Origin of the sequence: Chryseobacterium flavum (genome assembly GCF_003385595.1) — a bacterium.
Classification (GTDB): domain Bacteria; phylum Bacteroidota; class Bacteroidia; order Flavobacteriales; family Weeksellaceae; genus Chryseobacterium; species Chryseobacterium flavum.
In genome coordinates this window covers 15,653-39,454 of sequence record NZ_QNUE01000016.1, presented here as the reverse complement: position 1 = coordinate 39,454, position 23,802 = coordinate 15,653, and the positions used below count along the sequence as shown (strand labels likewise).

The 23,802-nt window shown below is 36.9% G+C and carries 23 protein-coding genes; 8 read left to right on the top strand and 15 right to left on the bottom strand.

Annotated features, from left to right (window positions below):
• Nucleotides 1–65: 65 nt before the first annotated feature.
• The 10 genes from cysI to DRF59_RS16845 all read right to left on the bottom strand — a co-directional run bounded on the left by cysI (nt 66) and on the right by DRF59_RS16845 (nt 10,643).
• On the bottom strand, nt 66–1,742 hold the full coding sequence (gene cysI, locus DRF59_RS16890) for an assimilatory sulfite reductase (NADPH) hemoprotein subunit (RefSeq protein WP_115962902.1): 1,677 nt from the start codon (nt 1,740–1,742) through the stop codon (nt 66–68).
• A gap of 31 nt (nt 1,743–1,773) precedes the next feature.
• Entirely contained in the window at nt 1,774–3,486 is a 1,713-nt protein-coding gene (locus DRF59_RS16885) for a diflavin oxidoreductase (RefSeq protein WP_115962899.1), read from the bottom strand.
• A complete protein-coding gene (gene cobA / locus DRF59_RS16880) occupies nt 3,476–4,321 on the bottom strand; it encodes a uroporphyrinogen-III C-methyltransferase (protein ID WP_115962896.1) in 846 nt (281 codons plus the stop codon). Before cobA ends, DRF59_RS16885 begins: the two co-directional genes overlap by 11 nt.
• Before the next feature lie 23 nt (nt 4,322–4,344).
• The gene (gene cysK, locus DRF59_RS16875; RefSeq protein ID WP_115962893.1) at nt 4,345–5,256 is read right to left on the bottom strand and encodes a cysteine synthase A; all 912 of its coding nucleotides are present in this window, start codon (nt 5,254–5,256) and stop codon (nt 4,345–4,347) included.
• Between the two features lie 27 nt (nt 5,257–5,283).
• Nucleotides 5,284–6,114 carry a serine O-acetyltransferase EpsC gene (gene epsC / locus DRF59_RS16870; RefSeq protein ID WP_115962890.1) on the bottom strand — a complete coding sequence of 277 codons (831 nt, stop codon included), beginning with the start codon at nt 6,112–6,114 and terminating at the stop codon, nt 5,284–5,286.
• A 5-nt stretch (nt 6,115–6,119) separates the two neighbouring features.
• The gene (locus tag DRF59_RS16865; RefSeq protein WP_115962887.1) at nt 6,120–7,358 is read right to left on the bottom strand and encodes a sulfate adenylyltransferase subunit 1; all 1,239 of its coding nucleotides are present in this window, start codon (nt 7,356–7,358) and stop codon (nt 6,120–6,122) included.
• A 106-nt stretch (nt 7,359–7,464) separates the two neighbouring features.
• The gene (gene cysD, locus DRF59_RS16860; protein ID WP_115962884.1) at nt 7,465–8,373 is read right to left on the bottom strand and encodes a sulfate adenylyltransferase subunit CysD; all 909 of its coding nucleotides are present in this window, start codon (nt 8,371–8,373) and stop codon (nt 7,465–7,467) included.
• Nucleotides 8,374–8,385: 12 nt separating this feature from the next.
• Complete coding sequence (locus DRF59_RS16855) at nt 8,386–9,099, bottom strand: phosphoadenylyl-sulfate reductase (RefSeq protein WP_115962881.1); 714 nt, start codon at nt 9,097–9,099, stop codon at nt 8,386–8,388.
• A gap of 83 nt (nt 9,100–9,182) precedes the next feature.
• The gene (locus DRF59_RS16850) at nt 9,183–9,599 is read right to left on the bottom strand and encodes an RrF2 family transcriptional regulator (RefSeq protein ID WP_115962878.1); all 417 of its coding nucleotides are present in this window, start codon (nt 9,597–9,599) and stop codon (nt 9,183–9,185) included.
• Nucleotides 9,600–9,752: 153 nt separating this feature from the next.
• Complete coding sequence (locus tag DRF59_RS16845; protein ID WP_115962875.1) at nt 9,753–10,643, bottom strand: Fic family protein; 891 nt, start codon at nt 10,641–10,643, stop codon at nt 9,753–9,755.
• Between the two features lie 620 nt (nt 10,644–11,263).
• Between DRF59_RS16845 and DRF59_RS16840 the strand changes: the two genes are divergently transcribed.
• Entirely contained in the window at nt 11,264–11,764 is a 501-nt protein-coding gene (locus DRF59_RS16840) for a hypothetical protein (RefSeq protein WP_115962872.1), read from the top strand.
• 40 nt (nt 11,765–11,804) lie between these two features.
• On the opposite strand, the gene DRF59_RS16835 is transcribed toward DRF59_RS16840, so the two are convergent.
• Nucleotides 11,805–12,836 carry a threonine aldolase family protein gene (locus DRF59_RS16835; protein ID WP_115962870.1) on the bottom strand — a complete coding sequence of 344 codons (1,032 nt, stop codon included), beginning with the start codon at nt 12,834–12,836 and terminating at the stop codon, nt 11,805–11,807.
• Between the two features lie 85 nt (nt 12,837–12,921).
• Here DRF59_RS16835 and DRF59_RS16830 point away from each other — a divergent pair, with 85 nt between their 5' ends.
• The gene (locus tag DRF59_RS16830; protein WP_115962868.1) at nt 12,922–13,575 is read left to right on the top strand and encodes a metal-dependent transcriptional regulator; all 654 of its coding nucleotides are present in this window, start codon (nt 12,922–12,924) and stop codon (nt 13,573–13,575) included.
• Between the two features lie 148 nt (nt 13,576–13,723).
• On the top strand, nt 13,724–14,443 hold the full coding sequence (gene blaIND / locus DRF59_RS16825; RefSeq protein ID WP_115962866.1) for an IND family subclass B1 metallo-beta-lactamase: 720 nt from the start codon (nt 13,724–13,726) through the stop codon (nt 14,441–14,443).
• Between the two features lie 158 nt (nt 14,444–14,601).
• On the opposite strand, the gene DRF59_RS16820 is transcribed toward blaIND, so the two are convergent.
• The 3 genes from DRF59_RS16820 to DRF59_RS16810 are packed head-to-tail and all read right to left on the bottom strand — an operon-like array spanning nt 14,602 to nt 17,641.
• Entirely contained in the window at nt 14,602–15,741 is a 1,140-nt protein-coding gene (locus DRF59_RS16820) for a hypothetical protein (protein ID WP_115962863.1), read from the bottom strand.
• A gap of 25 nt (nt 15,742–15,766) precedes the next feature.
• Entirely contained in the window at nt 15,767–16,669 is a 903-nt protein-coding gene (locus DRF59_RS16815) for a TssN family type VI secretion system protein (protein ID WP_115962860.1), read from the bottom strand.
• Between the two features lie 54 nt (nt 16,670–16,723).
• Nucleotides 16,724–17,641, bottom strand: a complete 918-nt coding sequence (locus DRF59_RS16810; protein ID WP_241505617.1) for a type VI secretion system baseplate subunit TssG — start codon at nt 17,639–17,641, stop codon at nt 16,724–16,726.
• A 457-nt stretch (nt 17,642–18,098) separates the two neighbouring features.
• Between DRF59_RS16810 and DRF59_RS16805 the strand changes: the two genes are divergently transcribed.
• From DRF59_RS16805 to DRF59_RS16785, 5 genes are all read left to right on the top strand, one after another.
• Nucleotides 18,099–18,890 (top strand): S1/P1 nuclease, encoded by a 792-nt coding sequence (locus DRF59_RS16805; protein WP_115962855.1) that lies wholly within the window; start codon nt 18,099–18,101, stop codon nt 18,888–18,890.
• A gap of 285 nt (nt 18,891–19,175) precedes the next feature.
• Nucleotides 19,176–20,042 carry a sigma-70 family RNA polymerase sigma factor gene (locus DRF59_RS16800; RefSeq protein ID WP_002979276.1) on the top strand — a complete coding sequence of 289 codons (867 nt, stop codon included), beginning with the start codon at nt 19,176–19,178 and terminating at the stop codon, nt 20,040–20,042.
• 160 nt (nt 20,043–20,202) lie between these two features.
• Nucleotides 20,203–20,793 carry a hypothetical protein gene (locus tag DRF59_RS16795; RefSeq protein WP_115962852.1) on the top strand — a complete coding sequence of 197 codons (591 nt, stop codon included), beginning with the start codon at nt 20,203–20,205 and terminating at the stop codon, nt 20,791–20,793.
• Nucleotides 20,794–20,808: 15 nt separating this feature from the next.
• Nucleotides 20,809–21,327 (top strand): GNAT family N-acetyltransferase, encoded by a 519-nt coding sequence (locus DRF59_RS16790; RefSeq protein ID WP_115962849.1) that lies wholly within the window; start codon nt 20,809–20,811, stop codon nt 21,325–21,327.
• A 108-nt stretch (nt 21,328–21,435) separates the two neighbouring features.
• Entirely contained in the window at nt 21,436–22,548 is a 1,113-nt protein-coding gene (locus DRF59_RS16785; RefSeq protein ID WP_241505616.1) for an FAD-dependent monooxygenase, read from the top strand.
• Between the two features lie 25 nt (nt 22,549–22,573).
• On the opposite strand, the gene chrA is transcribed toward DRF59_RS16785, so the two are convergent.
• Nucleotides 22,574–23,692 (bottom strand): chromate efflux transporter, encoded by a 1,119-nt coding sequence (gene chrA, locus DRF59_RS16780; RefSeq protein ID WP_115962846.1) that lies wholly within the window; start codon nt 23,690–23,692, stop codon nt 22,574–22,576.
• Between the last annotated feature and the right edge of the window lie 110 nt (nt 23,693–23,802).

Below are 23,802 nucleotides of genomic sequence, written 5' to 3'. Positions count from 1 at the left end.
CGCTTAAATGAAGAGGTTGAGTTTTTTTGTTTTTTTTCAGATCATAATGAAAATCAGCCATATAATTAATTTAAGGTATGTAAGTAACGGTATGAAAAATCACCAAATGCTTCCTCTGCAAGTCTTTTCTGTACATAAATCCCGAAAAGCTCATCCAGGGTGGTCAGAATTTCTTCTTCACCAATATTTTCTTTAAATTTTGTATTCAGCCGCATTCCTAAGCGGTCTCCTCCGATGTGAAGATTGTATTTTCCATACGCGGTCCCCACAAATCCGATTTCAGCGTTTGGAGATCTTCCGCAGCCGTTAGGACAACCGGTCATACGGATCGTGATATCTTCTTCCAACAGACCATATTTTTCAAGGATAGGTTCTATTTTGGTGACCAGTGAAGGCAGATAACGCTGGGCTTCAGCCAGAGCCAGTGAACAGGTATTTAAAGCTACACAAGCCACAGAGTTTTTACGTAAAGCACTTGCTCCGTCAGTATGTTCTGAAATACCATATTCTTTTAAAATATGTTCAATTTCAGCTTTGTCTTTTTCTTCAATATCAGCCAGAATAAGGTTCTGGTTGCAGGTAAAACGGAAATTCGCTTTTCCTGTCTGCGCAATTTTTAGTAACCCTGATTTTAAAGGATATCCTTCAATATTAAGGATTCTTCCATGCTCTACAAATACAGTGTAAAACCATTTTCCTTCATGATTCTGTATCCAGCCGTAGCGGTCTTTTCTTTGTGTAAACTTAAATTCACGGGCCGGTTCAAAACTGAAGCCTGTTCTTTTTTCTACCTCAGCTCTGTACTGTTCGATACCTAATTTATCAATCGTATATTTTAATCTTGATAATTTCCGGTCGCTTCTGTTTCCAAAGTCTCTTTGTACCGTAATAATTTCATAGACCGCTTTCAGTACTTTTTCCTCGGTATCCACAAATCCAAGGATAGAAGCAAGACGGGCATAGGTGGCTTCATTTCCGTGAGTGGCACCTAATCCCCCTCCGGCGGCAATATTGTAACCTACGATTTTATCATTTTCGATAATCGCAATTAAGGCAATATCATTGATGAATACATCCACATCATTATTGGGTGGAACGGCTATTCCGATTTTCAGTTTTCTCGGAAGATATCTGTCCTGATACAAAGGATCTTCCTCTGCTTTACGGTCTACCAGAAGTTCGTCATCAATCCAGATATCATAATAAGCTTTGGTTTTCGGAAGACACATTTCACTGATTTTACCTGCCAGTTCATAGGCTTCCTGCTGTAAAGGGGATTCCGAAGGATTCGCTGTACAGGTTACATTTCTGTTGACATCTCCACAAGCGGCAATAGAGTCCAGATGCTGAAGATTGAAGCTCTGAATGGTGGGTCTTAAATGAGATTTCAAAATCCCATGAAGCTGAATCGTTTGTCTTGTGGTTACTTTAATGGTTCCTGTGGAATGATCTTCAGCCGTTTCATTCAATCCTACCCATTGTTCCGGAGTTAAAAAACCACCAGGAAGCCTTAGGCGGATCATGTAAGAATACAACCATTCCAGTTTTTTGGCGACACGCTCTTCCCTTCTGTCTCTGTCATCCTGCTGGTACATTCCATGAAATTTGATCAGTGTCTGGTCATCTTCCCTTATGGCTCCGGTAAACTGATCAGCAAGGCTCTCTTTTAAAGATCCTCTGAGCCCGTTACTGTTCGTTTTAATCCTTTCTACCGGGGAAAGGTTTTCTTTATCGTTGTTCATAACTGTTTCCTTTAATTTTTACGACTACTTTTTAATACACATCTTTAGCATATCTGCCGCTCAGTTCCATTTCTTCCAGGTAGGTTACAGCATCTTCTTTGCTGCGTTTTCCTTCATTCTGTATAATCGTGAGAAGCGTTTGTTCTACATCACGGGCCATTGGTTCTTTAGCACCGCATACATACACAGATGCTCCGCCTTCAAGCCAGTAAAATACTTCCTGAGCTTTTTGTTCCAGTCTGTGCTGAACGTATACTTTTTCATTCGTATCCCTGGAAAAAGCAAGATCTAAATGTGTTAAACTGCCCGTTTTAAGAAAATCCTGAAGTTCTGCCTGGTAAAGGAAATCTGAAACAAAATTCCTGTCTCCGAAAAACAGCCAGTTTCTTCCTTCTGCACCTGTGGCATCACGTTCCCAAAGGAATGACCTGAAGGGCGCTATCCCTGTTCCGGGACCAATCATGATGATATCTTTATCAGCTTCCGGCAGTTTGAAGTGTCCTGCATCCTGGATGTAAAACTCCACTTCTTGCCCTTCTTTGAATTCACTCAGAAAACCACTGCATAATCCATTATGTTTCTGATGGTCAATAAAAAATTCTGATTTCGCAACGGTAATATGAATTTCCGTATCACCATGGGCTTCCGGAGAAGAAGAAATGGAATACAGACGGGGTGCCTGAGCGGTTAATATCTGTAAGATTTCTTCAAACTCATCGGCATTTTTTACGGGATAAATTCTAAGAAGATCAAGAAGACTTAATCTGACTTCCGGAATGGAATGTCCTGTTATTTTTGCATATTGAGCCACTACGGATTTAAGCAGATAGCTGATGTTAAGATGCTTGTGCAGGAGTTCTTCCACAGTGTCTGTAACTTTTGTTGTTTCAACCTGTTTTTCAGGATTAATTCCTGTGAGTGTAATAATCTCATGTACAACATCTTTTGAATTGAAAGGGGGCACTCCCAAAGCAGCACCGGGGCGGTAACTAAGCTCTTCTTCTGTTTCAATTTCAATATGATAGGTTTCTTTTTCTGAGGTAATATCGTTCAGATTGATGATGGCTGAAACCTTTCCCTGATATCTTTTTCTTCCGGCAGAAACTTTTGGCGCTGAAATATTTTTTGTACTCTGCCCCGCATTTTTATTGACTGTTTCAAATACATGCTCTATCCAGTGGGAAGCTTCCTGTTCGTAATCAATGTCACATTTCTTTAATGGAATAATACGCTTGGCACCTAATATTTCAAAGCGTGAGTCCACATCTTCTCCAGTCTGGCAGAACAGAGGGTAGCTACTGTCTCCCAATGCCAGAACTCCGTATTTAAGTCCGCTGAGATCAATTTCATTTTCATGAATATAATCGTAGAATTTTTTAGCAAGAGCAGGCGGTTCACCTTCTCCCTGAGTGCTGATGACTACAAAAAAGAACTCTTCTTTGGCAAGATCTTTTGGCTTGTATTGGGAAAGGTCAGCCAGCTTTACCTGAAGCCCTTTTTTCTTCACGATACCTGCCAGTGCAGTAGCCAGTTTCTTACTGTTTCCGGTTTCTGTACCATAAGCCAGCGTTATTTTCTTTACGGCATTCTGTGAAATGCTATTGGTTTCCTGTGGAGGAAGAACGGCTGCTAATGATGATCCTCCTGCAATACCCGCAAGGTACCCGCTTGCCCAGATGGCTTCGTCTCTGGAGAGGTCTCCGGAAATTTGTTTTAATACATTTAATTTAGTTTCAGACAGCATATTCAAAGAAATTTTGAGTTGTAGGAATCAGACTTCCGTTTTCTACTGATTTGAAATAAAGGCCTTCCTGTTCTGCATTTTCAAGCCATGAAAATTCTTCATGCAGATTGACGATTTTGCCAACCACAACCAATGAAGGGGAAGCAAAGTTTTTGTCTCCGAATTTTTCATTAAAATCATCAAATGATGAAGTGTACACCTTTTGAAAAGGAGTCGTAGCCTGTTCAATGACTGCAATTTTTTTATCACCTGAAATCTGAAGTGCTTTCAGTTTTTCCACAAGAGGAGTAAGATTTCCTTTAGACATGTAGAAAACAAGGGTATCTTTGGTTAAAGCAAGCTCTTTCCAGTATTCTTCACTTACGATTTCCGATTTATAATAGGTCAGAAAACGAACAGATGTAGAATAACCTCTTGCTGTTAAAGGCATCCCTGCAAACGCTGCTGCTCCTAAAGCCGCTGTAATTCCCGGAATGATTTCGTAAGGAATATGATGTTGTTTTAAAGCCTGTAACTCATCCAGAATATTCGAGAATATGGAAACATCTCCTCCTTTCAGCCTTACAATCGTTTTATTCTGACGGGCATATTCCACCATTAAAGTATTGATATGAGACTGAGGGGTGGAAGCATTTCTGCTGCATTCTTTTCCTACATAAATGACTTCTGTGCTTTCATTAACGTAGGTTTCCAGAATCTCGGGACTTACAAGACGGTCGCATAAAATGACATCTGCTTCTGCAATTGCTTTTACTGCTTTTACAGTGATCAGTTCAGGGTTGCCGGGCCCTGCACCGATAAGGTAAACCTTTGGTGATTTTATATTTGTTTTCATTGAAGTAGTTGTTAATTAAGGAATTAGAAAAGTCCTTCTACCGACAGATATCTCTCTCCGGTATCGTAATTAATCGTCAGGATTTTAGCGTTAGGTGATATTTCCGGTAAATGTTTGGCAATGGCTGCTAAAGCGGCTCCTGTGGAAACTCCGACAAAAAGACCTTCTTTTTTAGCTGCGTTAAGGGCATATTCATAAGCTTCTTCTTTGCCTACTGTAATCACTCCATCTAAAAGGGTAATATCCAGGATAGAAGGAACAAACCCGGCTCCTAATCCCTGCAATGGATGCGGTGCAGGATTTCCTCCGCTCAATACAGGAGATAATTCCGGTTCTACAGCAATTACTTTTATGTTAGGAAATTTTTCTTTAACCACTTTTGCTATTCCGGTGATATGTCCTCCGGTTCCTACTCCTGTAATGATATAATCAAGTCCTTCCGGAAAGTCTTTTAAAATTTCCTGAGCAGTGGTTTCTATATGTACTTGTACATTGGCTGGATTGTCAAACTGTCTCGGAATCCATGAATTGGGCGTTTCTTCAGCAAGCTCATTGGCTTTTTCGATAGCACCTTTCATTCCCTTTTCTCTTGGGGTAAGCACAAATTCTGCTCCGTACGCTTCCATGATTTTACGACGTTCTATACTCATGCTTTCAGGCATAACAAGGATTAGCTTGTATCCTTTTACGGCAGCAACCAAAGCGAGTCCTATTCCTGTATTTCCGCTGGTAGGCTCTATGATGACACTGTCTTTATTTAATAATCCTTTGGCTTCCGCATCTTCAATCATCGCCAGTCCGATTCTGTCTTTAATGCTTCCGCCCGGATTGTTTTTTTCAAGTTTGATCCAGACTTCATGATCTGAACCGAAGAGTTTGTTGATTTTCACGACGGGTGTATTCCCAATCGTTTCTAATGCATTCTGAAATTTCATATCAATGTACTTTTTATTTTTGTTTTTTTAGATCACAAAGGTTAATGATTCAGGTAATGAAGAATTATCCTTTATTTTTATTTCACTTTTGTGGTAGACCAGAGAGTTGGCAGGAACATCCTGTGTAATCCAGACATTTCCTCCGATAATACTTTCCCTGCCTATAGTGGTTTCGCCTCCCAGAATAGTAGCTCCCGAATAGATAATCACATCATCTTCAATATTGGGATGTCTTTTCTGATGGGCTTTTTCTTTGGAAACATTCAAGGCTCCGAGGGTTACTCCCTGATAGATTTTGACATTGTTTCCGATAACCGTTGTTTCTCCGATCACAATTCCTGTTCCGTGATCAATGAAAAAAGACTTTCCGATGGTGGCTCCCGGATGAATATCAATTCCCGTTTTACTGTGGGCATATTCTGAGATAACCCGTGGTAAAATTTTCACTTCCTGACTCCAGAGCTGATGCGAGATACGATAAACATACGTGGCAAAAAAGCCGGGATATGCCAGGTATACTTCTTCCAGCGAGTCAGCAGCAGGATCAAATTCCAGAATGGATTTTGCATCCAGCACCAGCTGATCATAGAGTTGTGGTAAAGCTTCAAAAAAACGATCAACCTGTTTTTCGGTAATAATTTTATCTCCTGTTACCGTATTGATAAGGTCTGAAAGTGTTTCCTGGAGCGCTTCAAAATTTCTTTTCAGCTGATCTTCAGTATTGTCATCCTGAGGAAGGAAGAGTGTTTCATACAAATCCTTGACCCATTTTTTGGTCTTTATTTTATCAAAGAATCCATGAATACTATTGTGTTTGGTCTGATGAATTCTTTCTATGAGTTGATCGGAAATTGCCATTTTTTCTATTGAATTATGCAGGCTGCTACCGTTGAATTGGACGTTTCATCCACCAGAATGGCAGAGCCCGTTGTTTTATTATTGGTAAAGCTGTCATAGACCAAAGGCTGTGCCGTTCGGAGGGTAACTTTCACAATTTCATTCAGTTTGATCTCTCCATCGGTCTGTTCACGGATGAGCGTATTAACATTGATCTTGTAATCAATCTCTTTTACCACTGCTTTAATAAGTCTGCTGTTCTGTTGAAGAAGATATTTATTTCCTGGCTGCAGTGGTTTCTGATCAAGCCAGCATAAAAGGATTTCAAGATCTTTTTCAACGGCCGGAACATGTTCTTCCGTGGCAAAAATATCTCCTCTGCTGATATCCAGATCATGAGCAAGGTGGATAACGGCTGGCTGGCCTTCAAAGGCTTCTTCTTTTTCAACGCCATTGATCTCAATCTTCGTAATTTCTGTGCTTAGATCTGCCGGAAGAATATGGATTTTGTCTCCTTTAGTAAATTTTCCGCTTAATATTTTTCCGGCGTATCCTCTGTAATCATGCAGCTCTTCGGTTTGAGGACGAATCACATACTGAACCTGAAACCGGCTTCCGTTATTTTTTTCTTCATGTAAAGTTACTTCTTCAAGATATTCCAGTAGGGAATTTCCTTCATACCAGCCTGTTCTGGAAGATTTTGAAACAATATTATCTCCTTTTAACGCAGAGATCGGGAAATAACTTACATCATTCAGCCCCAGATTTTCTGCAATTTTTGCATATTCTGATTTTATATTTTCAAAAACTTCTTCGGAATAGTCTACCATATCCATTTTATTGATGGCTACAGCTACTTTCTTCAGCTGCAGTAAAGAAGCAATGATGGAATGCCTTCTGGTCTGTTCAATCACTCCTTTCCTTGCATCAATCAGAATAACCATCAGATCTGAGTTGGATGCTCCGGTAATCATATTACGGGTGTATTGTACGTGACCGGGAGCATCGGCGATGATAAATTTTCTTTTTGCCGTTGAAAAATAGCGATAGGCAACATCAATGGTGATTCCCTGTTCCCTTTCTGCGCGAAGACCATCCGTTAAAAGAGCAAGGTCTACCCCGTCTTCATTTTTGTTTTTAGAATGTTTTTCAAGGACTTCCAACTGGTCCTGCAAAATGCTTTTGCTATCGTAAAGCAGTCGGCCGATAAGGGTACTTTTACCGTCATCCACGCTTCCTGCTGTTATAAATCTTAATATATCCATCCGAATTTTAATTATAAATAATGAGTAATTGGTAATGAGTAATGTTCTGTTGTTAAGAAGTAAAAGCTGTCTATTCTTTATTTATTACTCATTGTTAATTGCTTATCTAAAAATAGCCTCCTTTTTTTCTGTCCTCCATAGCGGCTTCTGTTACCCTGTCATCAATTCTGGTTTCACCACGCTCTGAAATTCTTGTAGCTACAATTTCTTCAATGACAGCATCTATTGTAACAGCGTCAGATTCTACAGCTGCAGTACAGGTCATATCTCCTACGGTACGGTAACGTATTTTTCTGGTGGTAATAATATCTTCCGGTTCCAGTACAACATGTGAAGAATTGGCCAGCCACTGTCCGTTGAAGTCGATCACTTCCCTTTCATGCGAGAAATAGATGGAAGGCAGTGCAATTTTTTCTCTGCGGATATAGTTCCATATGTCAAGTTCTGTCCAGTTGCTGATGGGAAAAGCTCTTACATTTTCTCCTTTGTGGATTTTTCCGTTAAAAATATTCCACAACTCTGGACGCTGAAGTTTGGGATCCCATTGTCCGAACTCATCACGAACTGAGAAGATTCTTTCTTTGGCTCGGGCTTTTTCTTCATCTCTTCTGGCTCCTCCGATACAGGCATCAAATTCAAATTCTTCAATGGTATCAAGAAGCGTGTAAGTCTGCAGCCAGTTTCTGCTTGGGAATTTTCCTTTAGCCTCGGTTAATTTTTTACTTTTTATCGTGTCTTCCACTTTCCTCACTACCAGATTGACATCTAACTGCTGTACCAGCTGATCACGGAAATCCAATACTTCCGGAAAGTTGTGGCCTGTATCTACATGAACAAATGTAAACGGAATTTTTCCGTGGAAGAAAGCCTTTCTTGCCAGATGCGCCAGTACGATACTGTCTTTTCCTCCACTGAATAATAAAGCCGGACGTTCAAATTGACCTGCTACTTCTCTTAATATATAAATAGATTCAGCTTCTAACTGATCTAAATAATTTAACTGCTGTATTGACATGTTTTTCTTTTTTTATTGATGAATATGCAGACCGCATTCTTTTTTATTGGCATCTTCCCACCACCATCGGCCTGCCCTGAAATCTTCTCCTTCTTTAATTGCTCTGGTACATGGTTCACATCCTATGCTGACAAATCCCTTTTTATGAAGATGATTATAGGGTAAGTGATGATCTTTTACATAAGCTGTCACCTGCTCTGTCGTCCAGTGAAGGATGGGATGGAATTTTATGATCTTATTATCCGGATCCCATTCCAGCTGAGGCATATTCTGTCTGTTGGGAGAATGCTCAGCTCTTAGTCCTGTAATCCACACCTTATACCCTTCCAGTGCTTTTTTTAAAGGATGAACTTTTCGGATGGTGCAGCATACTTTTCTTTTTTCTACAGATTGGTAGAAAGAATCAGGGCCATTTTCTGTGACAAATTCTCTAAGCTCTTCCGTGTCCGGATAATAGGCTTTGATATTCTTTTTAAAGAAAGCTTTTGTAGAGGTCCAGGTTTCATAGGTCTGTTCAAAAAGTCTTCCTGTATCCAGGGTGAAAATTTCAATATTTAAATCTTTTATCAGATGAGTAATGACCTGATCCTCGTAACTGAAACTGGTGGAAAAGATCACCCTGTCAGGGAATTTTTCAGCCAGTAATTGCAGTCCATTAGTTTGAAAAGAAGCTTCATCAGCCTCTTTTACAAGATTTTCGAATTCATTTTTCAGACTGTTTTCCATTTTGAATTGAGATTTAAGTCTTGCAAATATATATAAAATTCTATAAATCCTATCAAAATAGTAGAATTTAAATAAAAAAAATTTTATTCTTTATTGATGAACTTGGTTAAAGTGGCTTCCATCATGCTTTTTCTGGTCTTTTCACGTACAATCATCAATTCTTTTCTAAGGTAACAGACTGCCTCATCGACACAATCATCGCATGCTTCGTAAAAGTTTAAAGAAACGCAAGGTGTAAGAGCAATAGGACCATCGAAAATACGGTAAATATCTGCTAATGAGACCTCATCGGGTGATTTCAAAAGATAATACCCTCCTATTTTACCCTGTTTGCTGTTGACCAGTTTAGCTCTTTTAAGTTCCAGAAGGATTTGTTCCAGAAATTTCTTGGGGATGTTTTCGTCCTGTGCAATAACTGAAGTGGGCAGATAACCTTGATTGTAATTTCTTGCTAATCTGACCATTGCTTTAAGTGCATATTTGCAACGTTTTGACATCATAATTTCTGCAAGTTATGATATTTATCTGATAAATAAAATGCTTTCCGGGAAATACAGGGAAAATAAGGAATTTCAGATCCCGGCAATCATTACTTTGAAATCACTTCTTTAGCTTATAATTAAGTTTCAGCCCCGTTACGATTATATTACAATCTAGTATTGAATTTTGAAATATTTTAAAACTTCTTTATAGTTATCCTGAGCGGTGAGACAAGTATCTAAAAGATATCCTCTGACATTTTTCCATTCCTGTAATCCCCTATAATAAAACAATTTCAGATCTTCATCAATAATAAAAGGTACTATATTGTTCGCAAGACATTCTTTAAACATAATTAATCTTCCTACTCTCTCATTTCCATCCTGAAAAGGATGGATAATTTCAAAATTATAATGAAAAGCAATTATATCCTCGATCGTTTTATTTTTAATGGCATTATAATCAGTTAATATCTCTTTCATTCTTGCAGCCACATGTTCAGGTGTCGTTGTCTCATTACCGCCAACCTCATTTGGCAGTTTTTTGTAAGCTCCTACATTGAACCAATCTTTAGCACTATCTGATGTTCCGGATTTTAGTAAGAAATGGAGTTCTTTAATTAAAGATTCTGTTAATTTAGATTTGGCTCTTTCAATAATTACGTCAATAGCTCGAAAGTGATTTGTTGTCTCAATAATATCATCAACATTGATACTTTCCCCTGATACTCCAATGGTATTGGTTTCAAAAATATATCTGGTTTGGTCGTGCGTAAGTTTGCTTCCCTCTATTCTATTTGAATTGTATGTTAAATCGATCTGCGTTCTATGATAAATTCCACCTTTAAGTTTCATTTCTTTTTCTTCTTTCAATCTATTTAACAGAATATTGTTGCTAAATCTACTTTTAGCTTCCTTATTTGGAGGTAAAGCATCCTCGGGTATATTCCAGGTTTTACCAGTCAAAAACGCTCCTTTGATTCTACCCTGTGAACAATAATTTCTTACTGTTCGTTCAGGTATATTCCATTTTTTGGAAAAATCAGATACAGATATATAATTCATGAAGATATAAGATGCCGTTGTCGGCAAAAAATAGATATTAAACAAAAGTAAATTTAAGGATTTTTGCCGATAAAGGCAAGTTTACAATATAATACTTAATTTAAAAACTAAGGTTTCTGGTAAAAGTCAACAACGGGAGGTCGGAAACATTTGAGTCCAATCCTGTCATCTTAAATGGCAGAGGCTAATTTCATAAATAAACCATAATTTACAGAAGCCAGGCTATATAAGAACATCCTGAATTGCCATCACAAGAAACCGAAACGACAACACAGGCTAATAGTAGAATTCATTGTACACTATATTATTATTACAAAAATATATACCTCAATCATAGATAAATACGGTTATCCGTAATGATGGAAACTCTATATGTTTTTAATTATTCATCATTGTTTATTGGAAATTTCATTTTTGAGGTATAAAAAAGCGGAATTTCTTCTGCTCTTTTCTAACTGATTATTAAAATAAAGATTAACATTATTCAAATTACTGATAATCTTTCCTCCACAATACCAATCATGCGTGATAATGTATAGCTTTTGGGGGAACTATATATTTTTAATATACAAATACTATTATTAATTTAGCAGTATAGAAATTTGATTATAATTAAGGATATGAAAAAATTAATCTTACTGAGTACTGTAACAGCTTTTTTAATAAATTGTAATAAAAAAACTGAAGCTCCTGTTTCTAAAGCTGAAACGGACACTGTTGCCATTGCTGAACCTGTAATAGATACGCTCGGGCCAAAATCGTTCTGTTATCTGGGAGCTACTGGTAAAGACAGTGTTTTTGCATCAATTGATGATAACCTGGGAACAATTACCGGAAAGCTGGCTTATAAAAACAATGAAAAAGACAGCTCAACGGGAGATGTTACCGGTTTCAGATCCGGTGATACACTGAAACTGACTTATGAATTCGCCTCAGAAGGAAAAAAGAGTAAAAGAGATATTTATTTCCTTCAGAAAGACAATACTTTGACGGAAGGTATTGGTGACCATAAAGAGGAAGATGGACAGTCCAAATATGCAGATGAGAAGAAAATCAGCTATAAAGACGGGCAAAAATTAAATACAGCAGACTGCAACATAGTCAATAAAGCCTTAAAATAATTTTATCAATAAAAAACAGCCTGAAAGGGCTGTTTTTTTATTATAAGTTATCCTCAATAACATCAATAAATTGGTTTACCGGGGCATCACCGGTATTCCATGAAGTGATAAGGCGGATTGCAGAATAATTGTCGTCTATCTTTTTCCAGATATAGAATTCAAAATTTACGGACAGTATCTGAATAAGATCATTATTCAAAATGGGAAAAATCTGGTTGGTATAGGTATCGGAAAGAAATTTTACTCCCTTTGCCTGAAGAGCATTTTTAATTTTCATGGCCTGTTGATTTGCATGTTTTGCCAGATCAAAATACAGGTTTCCTTTCATCAGTTCCAAAAACTGTATTCCTAAAAGTCTTCCTTTTGCCAGCAAGGCACCCTTCTGTTTGATATTAAATGCGAAATCTTCCTGAAGAGCAGCATTATTAACAATAATAGCTTCTCCTAACAAAGCTCCGTTCTTAGTCCCCCCCAAATAAAAAATATCAGTGAGCCCGGCAACTTTATCCAGGGTAAGGTCACTGATCTCTGACATCAGGCCATGTCCCAATCTTGCACCATCCATAAACAGGTATAAATTATACTGCCTGCAAAAAACAGAAAGTTCTTCCAGTTCTTTAGACTGATAAATAGTTCCTAATTCTGTAGAATTAGAAATATATACCAATTTCGGCATGACCTGATGGGGCACATTTTTATGATTTTCAAGGACCGGGATTATATCTGAAGGCCTAAGCTTTCCATCTTCAGTTTCTATACTTAATATTTTATGCCCGGTGGCTTCAATAGCTCCTGTTTCATTATTCAAAATATGTCCCGGAGAGGCGGAAATCACACATTGATAAGGCTTTAATACCGAAGAAATAACAATTAAATTAGCCTGCGTTCCTCCGGAAACAAAATAGATTTCAGAATCAGTTTTTTTTATCTTTTCTTTAATGAGTTCCTTAGCTTTCAGAGAATATTCATCTTCACCATAACCTGCCTGCTGATCAGCATTATATTGTAAAAGAGCCTGTAATATATCTGGATGGCATCCTTCGGAATAATCGTTTTTAAATGAGAATTTCATAAAGTAAAATTAAAAAAAGTTAAAAGAACAAGAGTCATCCTTTGTTATTATTTTGTTAGATTTGTATTGAAAATCATCTAACATTTTGAAAACAACCTTAACAGAAGAAAATTACCTGAAAGCTTTGTTTCATTTAGTTGACAACGAAGGAAAGGTGACCATTAATGAACTCAGCAAATTTTTAAATGTAAAAATGCCGAGTGTCAATAATATGATGAAGAAATTTGCTGAGAAAAAATGGGTGATCTACGAAACTTATAAACCCCTGGTTGTCACAGAAACCGGAAAACGGGAAGCAGCACTGGTAGTACGGAAACACAGGCTTACCGAAATGTTTCTGGTAAAAAAGATGAATTTCGGATGGGAGAATGTACATGAAATTGCAGAACAGCTAGAGCATGTCCATTCACAAGTCTTCTTCGATAAAATGGATGAGATTCTGGATTATCCTAAATTTGATCCACATGGAGAACCTATCCCTGATAAAGATGGAAATATCATTTCCCAGGACCTGCAAAAATTAAGCAGTTGTGAAACCGGTGAAATTGTTGTCTTTGCTTCTGTGACCCTTTCTGACGATGCCTTTCTGAGCTATCTGAATGATAGGAAACTACTGCTTGATACCCGGATAAAGATTATTAAAATAGAGCCTTTTGACAAATCAATGACCATAGAAATCGGTAGTAAAAAAGAAATTCTCAGTAAAAAAGCAACCGAAAAAATATTGGTTAAAAAATAAATCAAGGAGATTCTATTTTCTACAACTGTTAAAAAACGGTTAAATTCTTTTTCATAAAATTTCTACTGATTAAATTTTATTACGTTTGTACACTCGGTCCGGATCACTTTCGGCAAACAATCAAATTTTAATTTTATTCTAAAAAATTATGAAAAAACACATTCAGCTTTTTATTATTTCGATGCTGCTGAGTCCTTTTGTTAGTGCTCAGGTAAAAGATTTTGTTATCGAACCTCCGATCAAGAATAATTTATACATTTACAAAACTTTTGGAGTATTCGGTGGAAAAGAATATTCAGCGAATGCAGCCTATCTTGTAACTAAAAAAGGAGTCGTTTTATTTGATGTTCCATGGGAAAAAGCACAGTACCAAAGCCTGATGGATACCATCAGAAAACGTCATAGTCAACCTGTCATTGCTGTATTTGCCACTCACTCACATGATGACAGAGCCGGTGATCTAAGCTTTTATAATGAAAAAGGAATTAAGACGTATGCCACAGTAAAGACCAATGAGCTGCTGAAGAAAAAAGGAAAAGCCACCTCAACACAAATTATTAAAACCGGAAAGCCTTACCGCATTGGCGGAGAAGAATTTACTGTCGATTTTCTGGGAGAGGGACATACAGTTGATAATGTTGTCGTATGGTTTCCGAAATATAAAGTCCTGGACGGAGGATGTCTGGTAAAAAGCAGGACAGCCACAGACCTGGGCTATACAGGAGAGGCGAATGTAGCGCAATGGCCACAAACCATGGAAAAACTTAAATCCAAATATTCACAGGCAACCCTCATCATTCCCGGACATGATGAATGGAAAGGAGGAGGACATGTAGAGCATACTTTAGAACTTCTGAACAAAAAATAAGTAAAAGACCTGAGGCAATATCTCAGGTCTTTTTTTAATAAATACTTTAGAACGCCAAAAATTCTAATACTTTTTCTATTTCCCCGATGCCTAATAATAAAATTTTACATAAAAAAATCCCGAACAGAGATCCGGGATTTATATTTAATGTATCATTATTAATCAAGTACGCTCCATCCCCGCTTAGGATTTGTATTGGTAGAAACTTCCTGTTCATTAACAATAATATTTTCTTTTCTCTGACCGATATAATCAAGCTCACTCAGTTTAGAAAAAATGGTTTCCAGGCTTCTCAGCATTTGCTGGATATAGATTAATGGCTCACCACAGTTGTGATGATCATAGTTTGTTTCTGCAACAATTGAAAGCTGATTCAATAACGTATGCGGTGCAATTTCACTCCATTCCAGACTGTAATTCAGCATTTCCTCAAGTTCTGCAGGAACAAGCAGCTGTGTGGAATTGTATAAATGAAGTGCCAGTTTAGCAAAAGACTCAATCAGGAATACCGGCGGTTGCCATGGGGTAATATTTCTAAACTGAAAATACATATCCCCAAATGTATTGATCATTGTGGTACATAAAAACTTTACATTTTGTGCTAAAGCTGTGTTCTGGTTTTTATGGGTTGTTTTCTGAATAATTTTAAATGCATATTGCTGCAGGTTTCCGATAGATTTTGCAAAACTGCTGTAATAATCTATCAGGGCCGGGTGGCTCTGAACAGAGGTACACGGAGGAATAAAATTAGAATCCACCTGGGCAATATTCCCTCTCAGGTCAACTTTACCAATGATCAGATAGTTTCCTCCTGAATAGCTGCTGTTAAGTGAGGTCACCGGAAGTAGCTCAATATGATGGTTAGGCTGTGCATTAGGATGACGGGGAGGAATTTCTTCGGGATCAATATCTCCGAAAGGAACTTTATCAAACGGGTTTACAGAGATCAGAATATAATAATCTCCGTCTGCCTGTTCTTCATTCATTGTTTTTGCTAAAGATTTTACGCTAATTCTTCTGTCAGTAAGCTCTATCCGGTATCCGGCCATTGTAACAGCGCTGCATCGTTTGATAACCAGCTGTACATCATTGGTCGCAGTGTTATGAACGTCAAAAATAGTCCGGTCTGTATATTCGTTTGAAATAGGCAGAAGACCATAGTTATATGTAGTAATTCCAAGCGAATTGGAATCCCTGATAGTATCAATTAAGAAATTATCCTGATCATTAAGGTGCCTCTGGGAAACTTTCATTCCATCCACCCAATTGATTGCAAAATGTTTAATAGGCTGTATCATGTTTAATACTTTTAATTTTTTGTGATTATGATTTTCTTAAAACTCCCTCCTCTTCATGCTGGATAACCCTTTTACAGATTACAACTTCATTTTCTGAGATGTTGTTTGCAGAAATATCCTGGTCAAAATCAATATACTTTCTAAAGCTGAAAAAAGATTTTTTAGTATAGAATATCCAGTAATAAGGTTCATTTTCCTGATCTGAAAGATGAATTACTGATCCCGGATTTTTATGGTTATAATCATCCACTACTCTGTAAAACCAATCTCCGAAAGTAACTCCGGTCGGAAGGGTTTTAGCTTTAATTCTGAACCTGTTGCTGTCCTCTAATTTTTTACTGAGTTCAACATTCAGTACCATCAGTCTATCAAAATCTGCGCCTTCAAAGTCCGGAAGTTTTTGTTCAGGTGAGTATTTCCAGGTTTTATAAATATCAAAAGGAATGCTGATCAGCTGGATATAACAGTAATAAAATACCATTGGAACCACAAAAATCACCATGCTTGTCGCTGCCATTACAGCATATCCTGTCCCTTTACTCATCCAGTTAAACAAAAGGGTAAACAAAAATCCTCCGAGTGTCATACACGTTAAAGAGAGTATGGATTCAAACAGAATACTCATTCCTACGGAATCAATATGTTTCTTAAAATATTTGTGCATCAAATTAACATGAATGATCCCAAAAATAAGGTAAATAACCTGGGCAATAAGATACCAGTATGGATTAAATAGATTTCCGGCAAACCCAAAAACACCGGGAATAGCCAGACATAAACTGCATAAAAGAACATACACAATAATTACTTTAATCTTTATCGCAGGTTTGTTTCTTCTGATAATTCCCAGAATAAACATCATAATAATTGCGATTAAAGGCATTAAAATGTACCTTAAAAAAATACCCTTTACTGAAGAAATTTCCATTTGTTTCTTTTCAAATTTATACTTTGTTGGTAACTGTAAATATAATAAAATAATTTAGAGGAATGTAGAATATCCGAGACGGCTGGCATTTCTGTGATCATCCTCAAGGCTGAATGAATACTCCTGTTTTTCCGTTATGAAATTTTCTTCTACATCTACGGTAACAGGAAGGAAATAATCGTATAAGGCCTGAAGTACTTTTCTGAACGGACTTCCCGGGATATACTTTTTCATCTCTTCGTATGGAATCGGCCCGATGTTAATTACCCAGTTCCGCTGGCCATCCATATGTCTTCCACTCGGAATATAGGTTACCCCCAACCTCGAGTTTCCCAGTAGCATAGAATCATTGTCTTTTTCGATCTCATCAATGACATTGGGTGAGAAAGTAACTTCTACCGGTACCTGCAGAAAAGCGGTAATACATCTCTCAAACCATCTTTTATCGCCTCTGATCTGATGAAAAAAAGGTAAAATATGCATAAAGATGTAGGCATTCTGTCTGTCAAGCATATTCACCAGCGGCCAGAGTTCACTCACGGTCTCCAGTAATGAATCAGTATTACTTGTAATATCAAACTCCGATTCTTTCAGGAGAGCGCTGATTTCGGTAAAGAATACTTCCAGCTCAAAAGGACGGAAAAATTTCCGTGCATCCTCTTCCACTCTCTTCTGTTTACGGATTTCCCGTACAACAGAATCTACATTCTTTCTTGAAGCCCCGAGAGACGGCGGATGAAAAAGCCCTTCAGGAAGATAATCATAAATTCCTTCCCTGTAGCTTTCTATAGTGAATACTTCCTCATCAAATCCCAAATAACTGCTCGAAATACTTTTTATATCTTTCAGATAGGCCCTGTCATTCACTCCGATCCGTTCAATAAATATATTACTTACCGCCCTGTGATATTTCAAAAGATTAACCGCTACAGCCTCAGCCTTAAAATCTGTCTGCAGTTTATTGTAATCCATGTCTACAATATTATTCTCATGCATAGTGTTTCCTGTGATTATGACTTGTAAAGATAATATTTCTCGTAACTTTGATAAAATATTTTTTTAATAATTTTATTCTAAAAGTACTAATTTATTGACACTAAAAGGAATAGTTTCAATCAAATTCCGTGAAAATACGGTAAAAAGAATTAATATTCATAACATAACATTTTATAATTAAAAACTCAAAATCAAAATATTAAAACTTTTTGTATTATGATTTCCAATTGTATTCCAATATTAAATATTATTCTTTTTTTTATTTATTACCTGTACATTTTTCCACAAAAATAAAAACGTTGCAAATTTAAGATAACACCTGTTTTATTCAGATTAAATTTTATTAATAATATATTATAGAAGAAATTTCTCATAACATAAGGTCCTTTCAGAAAGCGGCCGTATCTTTGCAGATTGAAAATTGTTATTTATAATGAAAAGTATTTATTCTAAAATTTTGATTTTAGCATTTATTTCCTCTTCAATTTACTCATATGCATGGGGATTGACAGGACACAGGGTTATCGCGGAGATTGCAGAAAACCACTTGTCCGGAAAAGCAAGAAGAGGCATCAAAAAGATAATGGGTAAAGAGCGTCTGGCATACTGGGCAAACTGGCCGGACTTTATCAAATCCGATACTACCGGTGTCTGGAAGCAGGCTTCATCCTGGCATTATGTAAATATTGACCCTCAGGTTGAATTTAAAGCTTTTGAACAGGATTTAAAAGCTCAGGCAGGGCCAAGTCTTTATACTCAGGTAAATACATTGTCAAGCCAGATCAAAGATGAAAAAACATCTGAAAAAGACAGAAAAATTGCCCTGATCTTCCTGATCCATATTATGGGAGACCTGGCACAGCCCCTGCATGTGGGGAGAGCTGAAGATCTGGGAGGAAACAAGATCAATGTTACTTATTTCGGAGACAAAACCAATCTTCACTCAGTTTGGGACGGAAAGCTGGTTGATTCCCAGAAATACAGCTATACAGAATACGCAAGGCTTCTTGATATCAGATCTAAGGAAGAGGTAAAACAAATTCAGGCAGGCTCCCTGGAAGACTGGTTGTATGATTCTCACAAAATTGCCAATAAAATCTATGCCCAGACCCCTGACGGTTCAAAATTATCTTACGATTACCAGTACAAATTCAATGAAACACTTGAAAGACAGCTTTTATATGGAGGTTTAAGACTCGCAAAAGTATTGAATGAACTGTTTTAATGGTAACAGATTAATCCCGGCGGACAACTGCCGGCCGACAAAAATATAATCAGCGGAAAAACGAAACTCAGGTTTCGTTTTTTTATTTATAAATTTAAATATCAGATCTTTAGTTTATTACTCCATTTATACCTAAATCTTACCTTAAACCTGCTTACGTACATTTTTATACTGTATTTTTTACATTTTATATTTTGCATTGTATAAAAAAATTACATCCTGTGTAACCTTTTTACCTTTTCGTACGTATACTATATAGTAACTCTTTTTTGAGGATAAAAATAAATGAGACAATTAAAAATCACTAAGCAGGTTACCAATAGGGAAACTGCTTCATTAGACAAGTATTTGCAGGAAATTGGTAAAGTGGAACTGATCACTGCGGACGAAGAAGTAGAACTGGCACAAAGAATACGTGCGGGCGACAGAGCTGCACTTGAGAAATTAATCAAAGCCAACCTTCGTTTCGTAGTTTCCGTATCAAAACAATACCAAAACCAAGGTCTTTCTTTACCCGATCTGATTAATGAAGGTAATTTAGGATTGATGAAAGCAGCAAAAAGGTATGATGAAACTAGAGGTTTCAAATTTATCTCTTATGCAGTATGGTGGATCCGTCAGTCAATTTTACAGGCGCTGGCTGAACAATCAAGAATTGTAAGGCTTCCATTGAACAAAATTGGCTCCATCAATAAAATTAATAAAGCATACGCTCACCTTGAACAGGAAAATGAAAGACCACCTTCTCCGGAAGAATTGGCTGAAGTTCTTGATATGAGCGAAGAGGATATCAAAGAATCTATGAAAAACTCCGGAAGACACCTGTCTATGGATGCTCCTTTAGTAGAAGGAGAAGATTCTAATCTTTATGATGTATTACGTTCAGGAGAATCACCAAGCCCGGATAAAGACCTGATGCTTGAATCTCTTCAGATTGAAATTGAAAGAGCATTGAATACCCTGACCCCGAGAGAAGCTGATCTTGTAAGATTATACTTCGGACTGAACGGAAAACACCCAATGACTTTAGAAGAAATTGGTGAAACTTTCGATCTTACCAGAGAGAGGGTTCGCCAGATCAAAGAAAAAGCAATTAAGAGACTAAAACACAATACCAGAAGCAAGATCTTAAAATCTTATCTGGGTAAATAATTTTTAGCGCAAGAATTTTATAACGGAGTCTGAAACAGGCTCCGTTTTTTTTGTAACAATATCAAAGAAAAATTCAACTAATTAAGCAAAATACTTTGTACAGGGCACCTGAACTATTTAATGTAATGGAACTAAATCCTTATCACCTATTATTATTATCATGAAAAAAATATTTTTTATATCTGCTTTGACTTTTTCCATAATTTCTTGTACAGAAAATAAGTCCCAAGACCATAATATTGTAGAAAAGGCTGCTGAAAATACAGTGTCAAGTATTCCTATAAAACGACTAAGTAAAACACAGGATATATTTAATGGCATTTATTATGAAAAAATCAAAAATGATCAGGAACTCAAGAAAATAGATGAGAAAATCTCTTTAATGCAAGAAGATGCTCACAAAATGCAAAGTATATATAACAGCATTATTTTTAATTCGGAAGATTATTATTTAATTGCAAAAAATCAGGCAAAATCTATTAACGATTCGGTTTTAAGAAAGGAAATGATTGCCCTCATCAAAGAAAGTTCAGATAACTATTATCTGAAAATTCAAAAAATAAAAGAACTTAAGCATACAATTAATCGTAACAAGCAAAGTATCTATAGCTTATATGCTGCTTTCAAGATCAGAAAAACCCTCCCTGAAATTGAAAAGTATCAAAAGGCCCATCCTCTGAAAACAGACAGTCTCAATCAATTCATTAATAAACAGAACCAACTGCTGGAAGAGCTGAAAAAATTAAAATAAACACCATCACATTCCATGGAATATACAACAAAATGGCTTACTGATAAAACCCGCGTCAAAGAACTGGTAGACTTTTTTATTACCCATAAGACAGATTCCTACATTTCTCATGGTGAAATTATTTCCGGGAGAGCATCAGATTCTCATCATTGGAGTCCTGATCTGGAAACAATTCTGACCGAACAGTTGATTACCGATTTTAACTCTGACGGAAGTTCCGGACTCAATATTCTGATTGCAGAAAGCGGAAACGGAGAAATTGTAGGAATGATGGTTTTCAACGTGATCAACAGTCCTTTTAAAAAGTACGCAATTTTAGAGGACATGCTTCTGAATCAGGCTGTACGTGGACAATCGCTTGGAAGCAGATTATTAGAGCAGGCTGTACTGGAAGCCCGAAAATGGGATATCAGTTTCATTATGCTCGAAAGCGGTATACATAATCACGGGGCGCATCATTTTTTCAGCAAATATGGCTTTAAAAAAGTTTCTGAAAATTATATTTTACCATTACAAACAAAATCATTAATTTAGGTTAAACACATAATAATTGTAATATGGGTCAACGCAAGAGAATAGAGATACTCTCTGCATTTGATTAAGTCGGCAATAATAACTACAGATTAAGCAGTGATGATGAATATGATTTCAATAATTGGCGCCGGAATTGGTGGCCTTACTCTCGGAAATATCCTGAAACAACACCAATATGATTTTACCCTGTATGATTCTGCAACTGAAATAAAACCGGTTGGAGCAGGAATTATGATGGCCGTTAATGCCATGCAGGTATTTGATCATCTGGGCTTAAAAGAGAAAATTGAGAACGCAGGAAATAAGATCCACAGGATTACTATTGCCAATGAATCACTACAGCCTATTTCAAAAACCGAGATCCTGGAACTGGAAAAAAAATATAATTGCTGTAATGTAGCAATACACAGAGCTGAGCTTCAGAAAATACTTGCACAAAATATAGGATATGAGCATATTGAGCTTAATCATTCATTACGAAAAATAGAGAAGAAACATGATTATCTGCTGAGTTTTGAAAATGGAATTCAAAAAGAAAGTAAGATTGTTTTCGGGGCTGATGGTATAAAATCACAGGTGAGAAACCAGATATTCAATACAGGAATTATCAGAAATACAGGGCAGAAATGCTGGCGCGGCCTTGTAAAGTTTGACCTGCCCGAAAAATATGATCAGGAAGCTATTGAAATATGGGGTAAAGGGAAACGTTTTGGGTTTGTTAAAATTTCAGGACATACCGTATATTGGTATGCATGTATCAATGAAAAAAGCTTTGGCAGCAATCTGACTCTGACCGATATTTTTCATGATTATGAGCCTTTTATTCTGAACCTCATTGAATCTACTCCGAAAGAAAACATTGTATGTCATGCAGTTACTGACCTTACCCCCATTCCAAAATGGCATACAGATCATCTTTGTCTTATCGGAGACGCAGCTCATGCTACAACGCCAAACATGGGACAGGGAGCCTGTCAGGCTGTTGAAGATGCTTATATTCTTGGTAAATTACTGGAGAAAAACCATGATTTTAATACTGTTTTTGAAAAATTTCAAAAAATCAGAAGAAAAAAAGTAGATTATATTGTCAATACAAGCCGTACCATCGGAAAAGTATCCCAATGGGAACGTGGCAATGAACTTCGAAATATACTGATGGAGATGATCCCTGAGGCTATCAATCAGAAAATTGCCCATAAAATTATAGAACTGGAAATGTAGCAAGTATCTAAATCCGCATTCAGCTTTAATAAAGTAAATACCCTAAAATACCACCCAGCAATACAAGCCAGGCACTGTTTATTTTTTTAAATCTGAGAGCAATTATCAAACATAATATGGCAATAAAAACTGTACGCCAATCTGCAATACTTTCTCTTGCCATTGCATAACACACAGAAATGATAATTGCTACAGAAGCTACGTTCACAGCATCCAGGAATACTGAAAAATAAGCAGAGTTCCTGATCATCTTTACAATAGGATTTAGCAGAGCTACAAATATAAACGACGGAATAAAAACGCCAATTGAAGAAAGAATTGCCCCTGTCCACCCATTAATCTGATAGCCGATAAAAGCAACTGATGAAAATACCGGACCGGGTGTAAACTGTCCTACAGCAATTGCATCTATCAGTTGTCTTCTGGACAACAACCCGTTTTCCACCAGTTCCGCATCCAAAAAGGCAAACAATACATACCCGCTTCCATATAAAATGGCCCCAATTTTCAGAAATATAAGAAACAAGTTGATATTGACAGATGAAAAAAAATTAAAGTCAGGAACTGAAAGAAAAGAAGCCGGGATCAATGAATTAACAGTTTTTCTACGGGAAAACCATAATAACCCCATCATCAGAATTCCGGAACCAAATAAAAGAAAAATTTCATTTATTCCTGCCAGGGACAATATTAATACAACACTTCCAATGATTCCAAGCTCCAGGCTTTTTAATGATTTTTTAGCAAGAGGAAGGATGGCTGTTAAAATAACGGATATTATGGCAGGCTTAATACCATATACAAGCGGATAAACTTCCGGAAGCTGTCCATATTTCTTATAGAGCCAGGCAAAAAACAGAGTAATAATAACTGCAGGTAAGATAAAACATAAACCCGCAACCAACAATCCTTTCCATCCCGCTTTGTCCTTCCCTATATGAATGGCCATTTCAGTACTGTTAGGCCCGGGAATGAGGTTAGTTGCTCCCATCAGATCCAGAAAATGTTCTTCGGTCATCCATTTGCGCTTATTTACAATTTCTTTCTGCATCATGGAAATATGTGCTGCGGGCCCCCCAAATCCGGTAATCCCCAGCATCAGAAAAACAGCTGCAAGCTCTTTTAAAGAATTATTTTCATTCACCGTTTTTTATTGTAAGAAAGCTCTGATCTGAAAAATATTAACCTTGATCTGCTTACTATTTATTAATGTAAAAATACATATTTGTAATATAAAAAAGGAACTCAAATTGA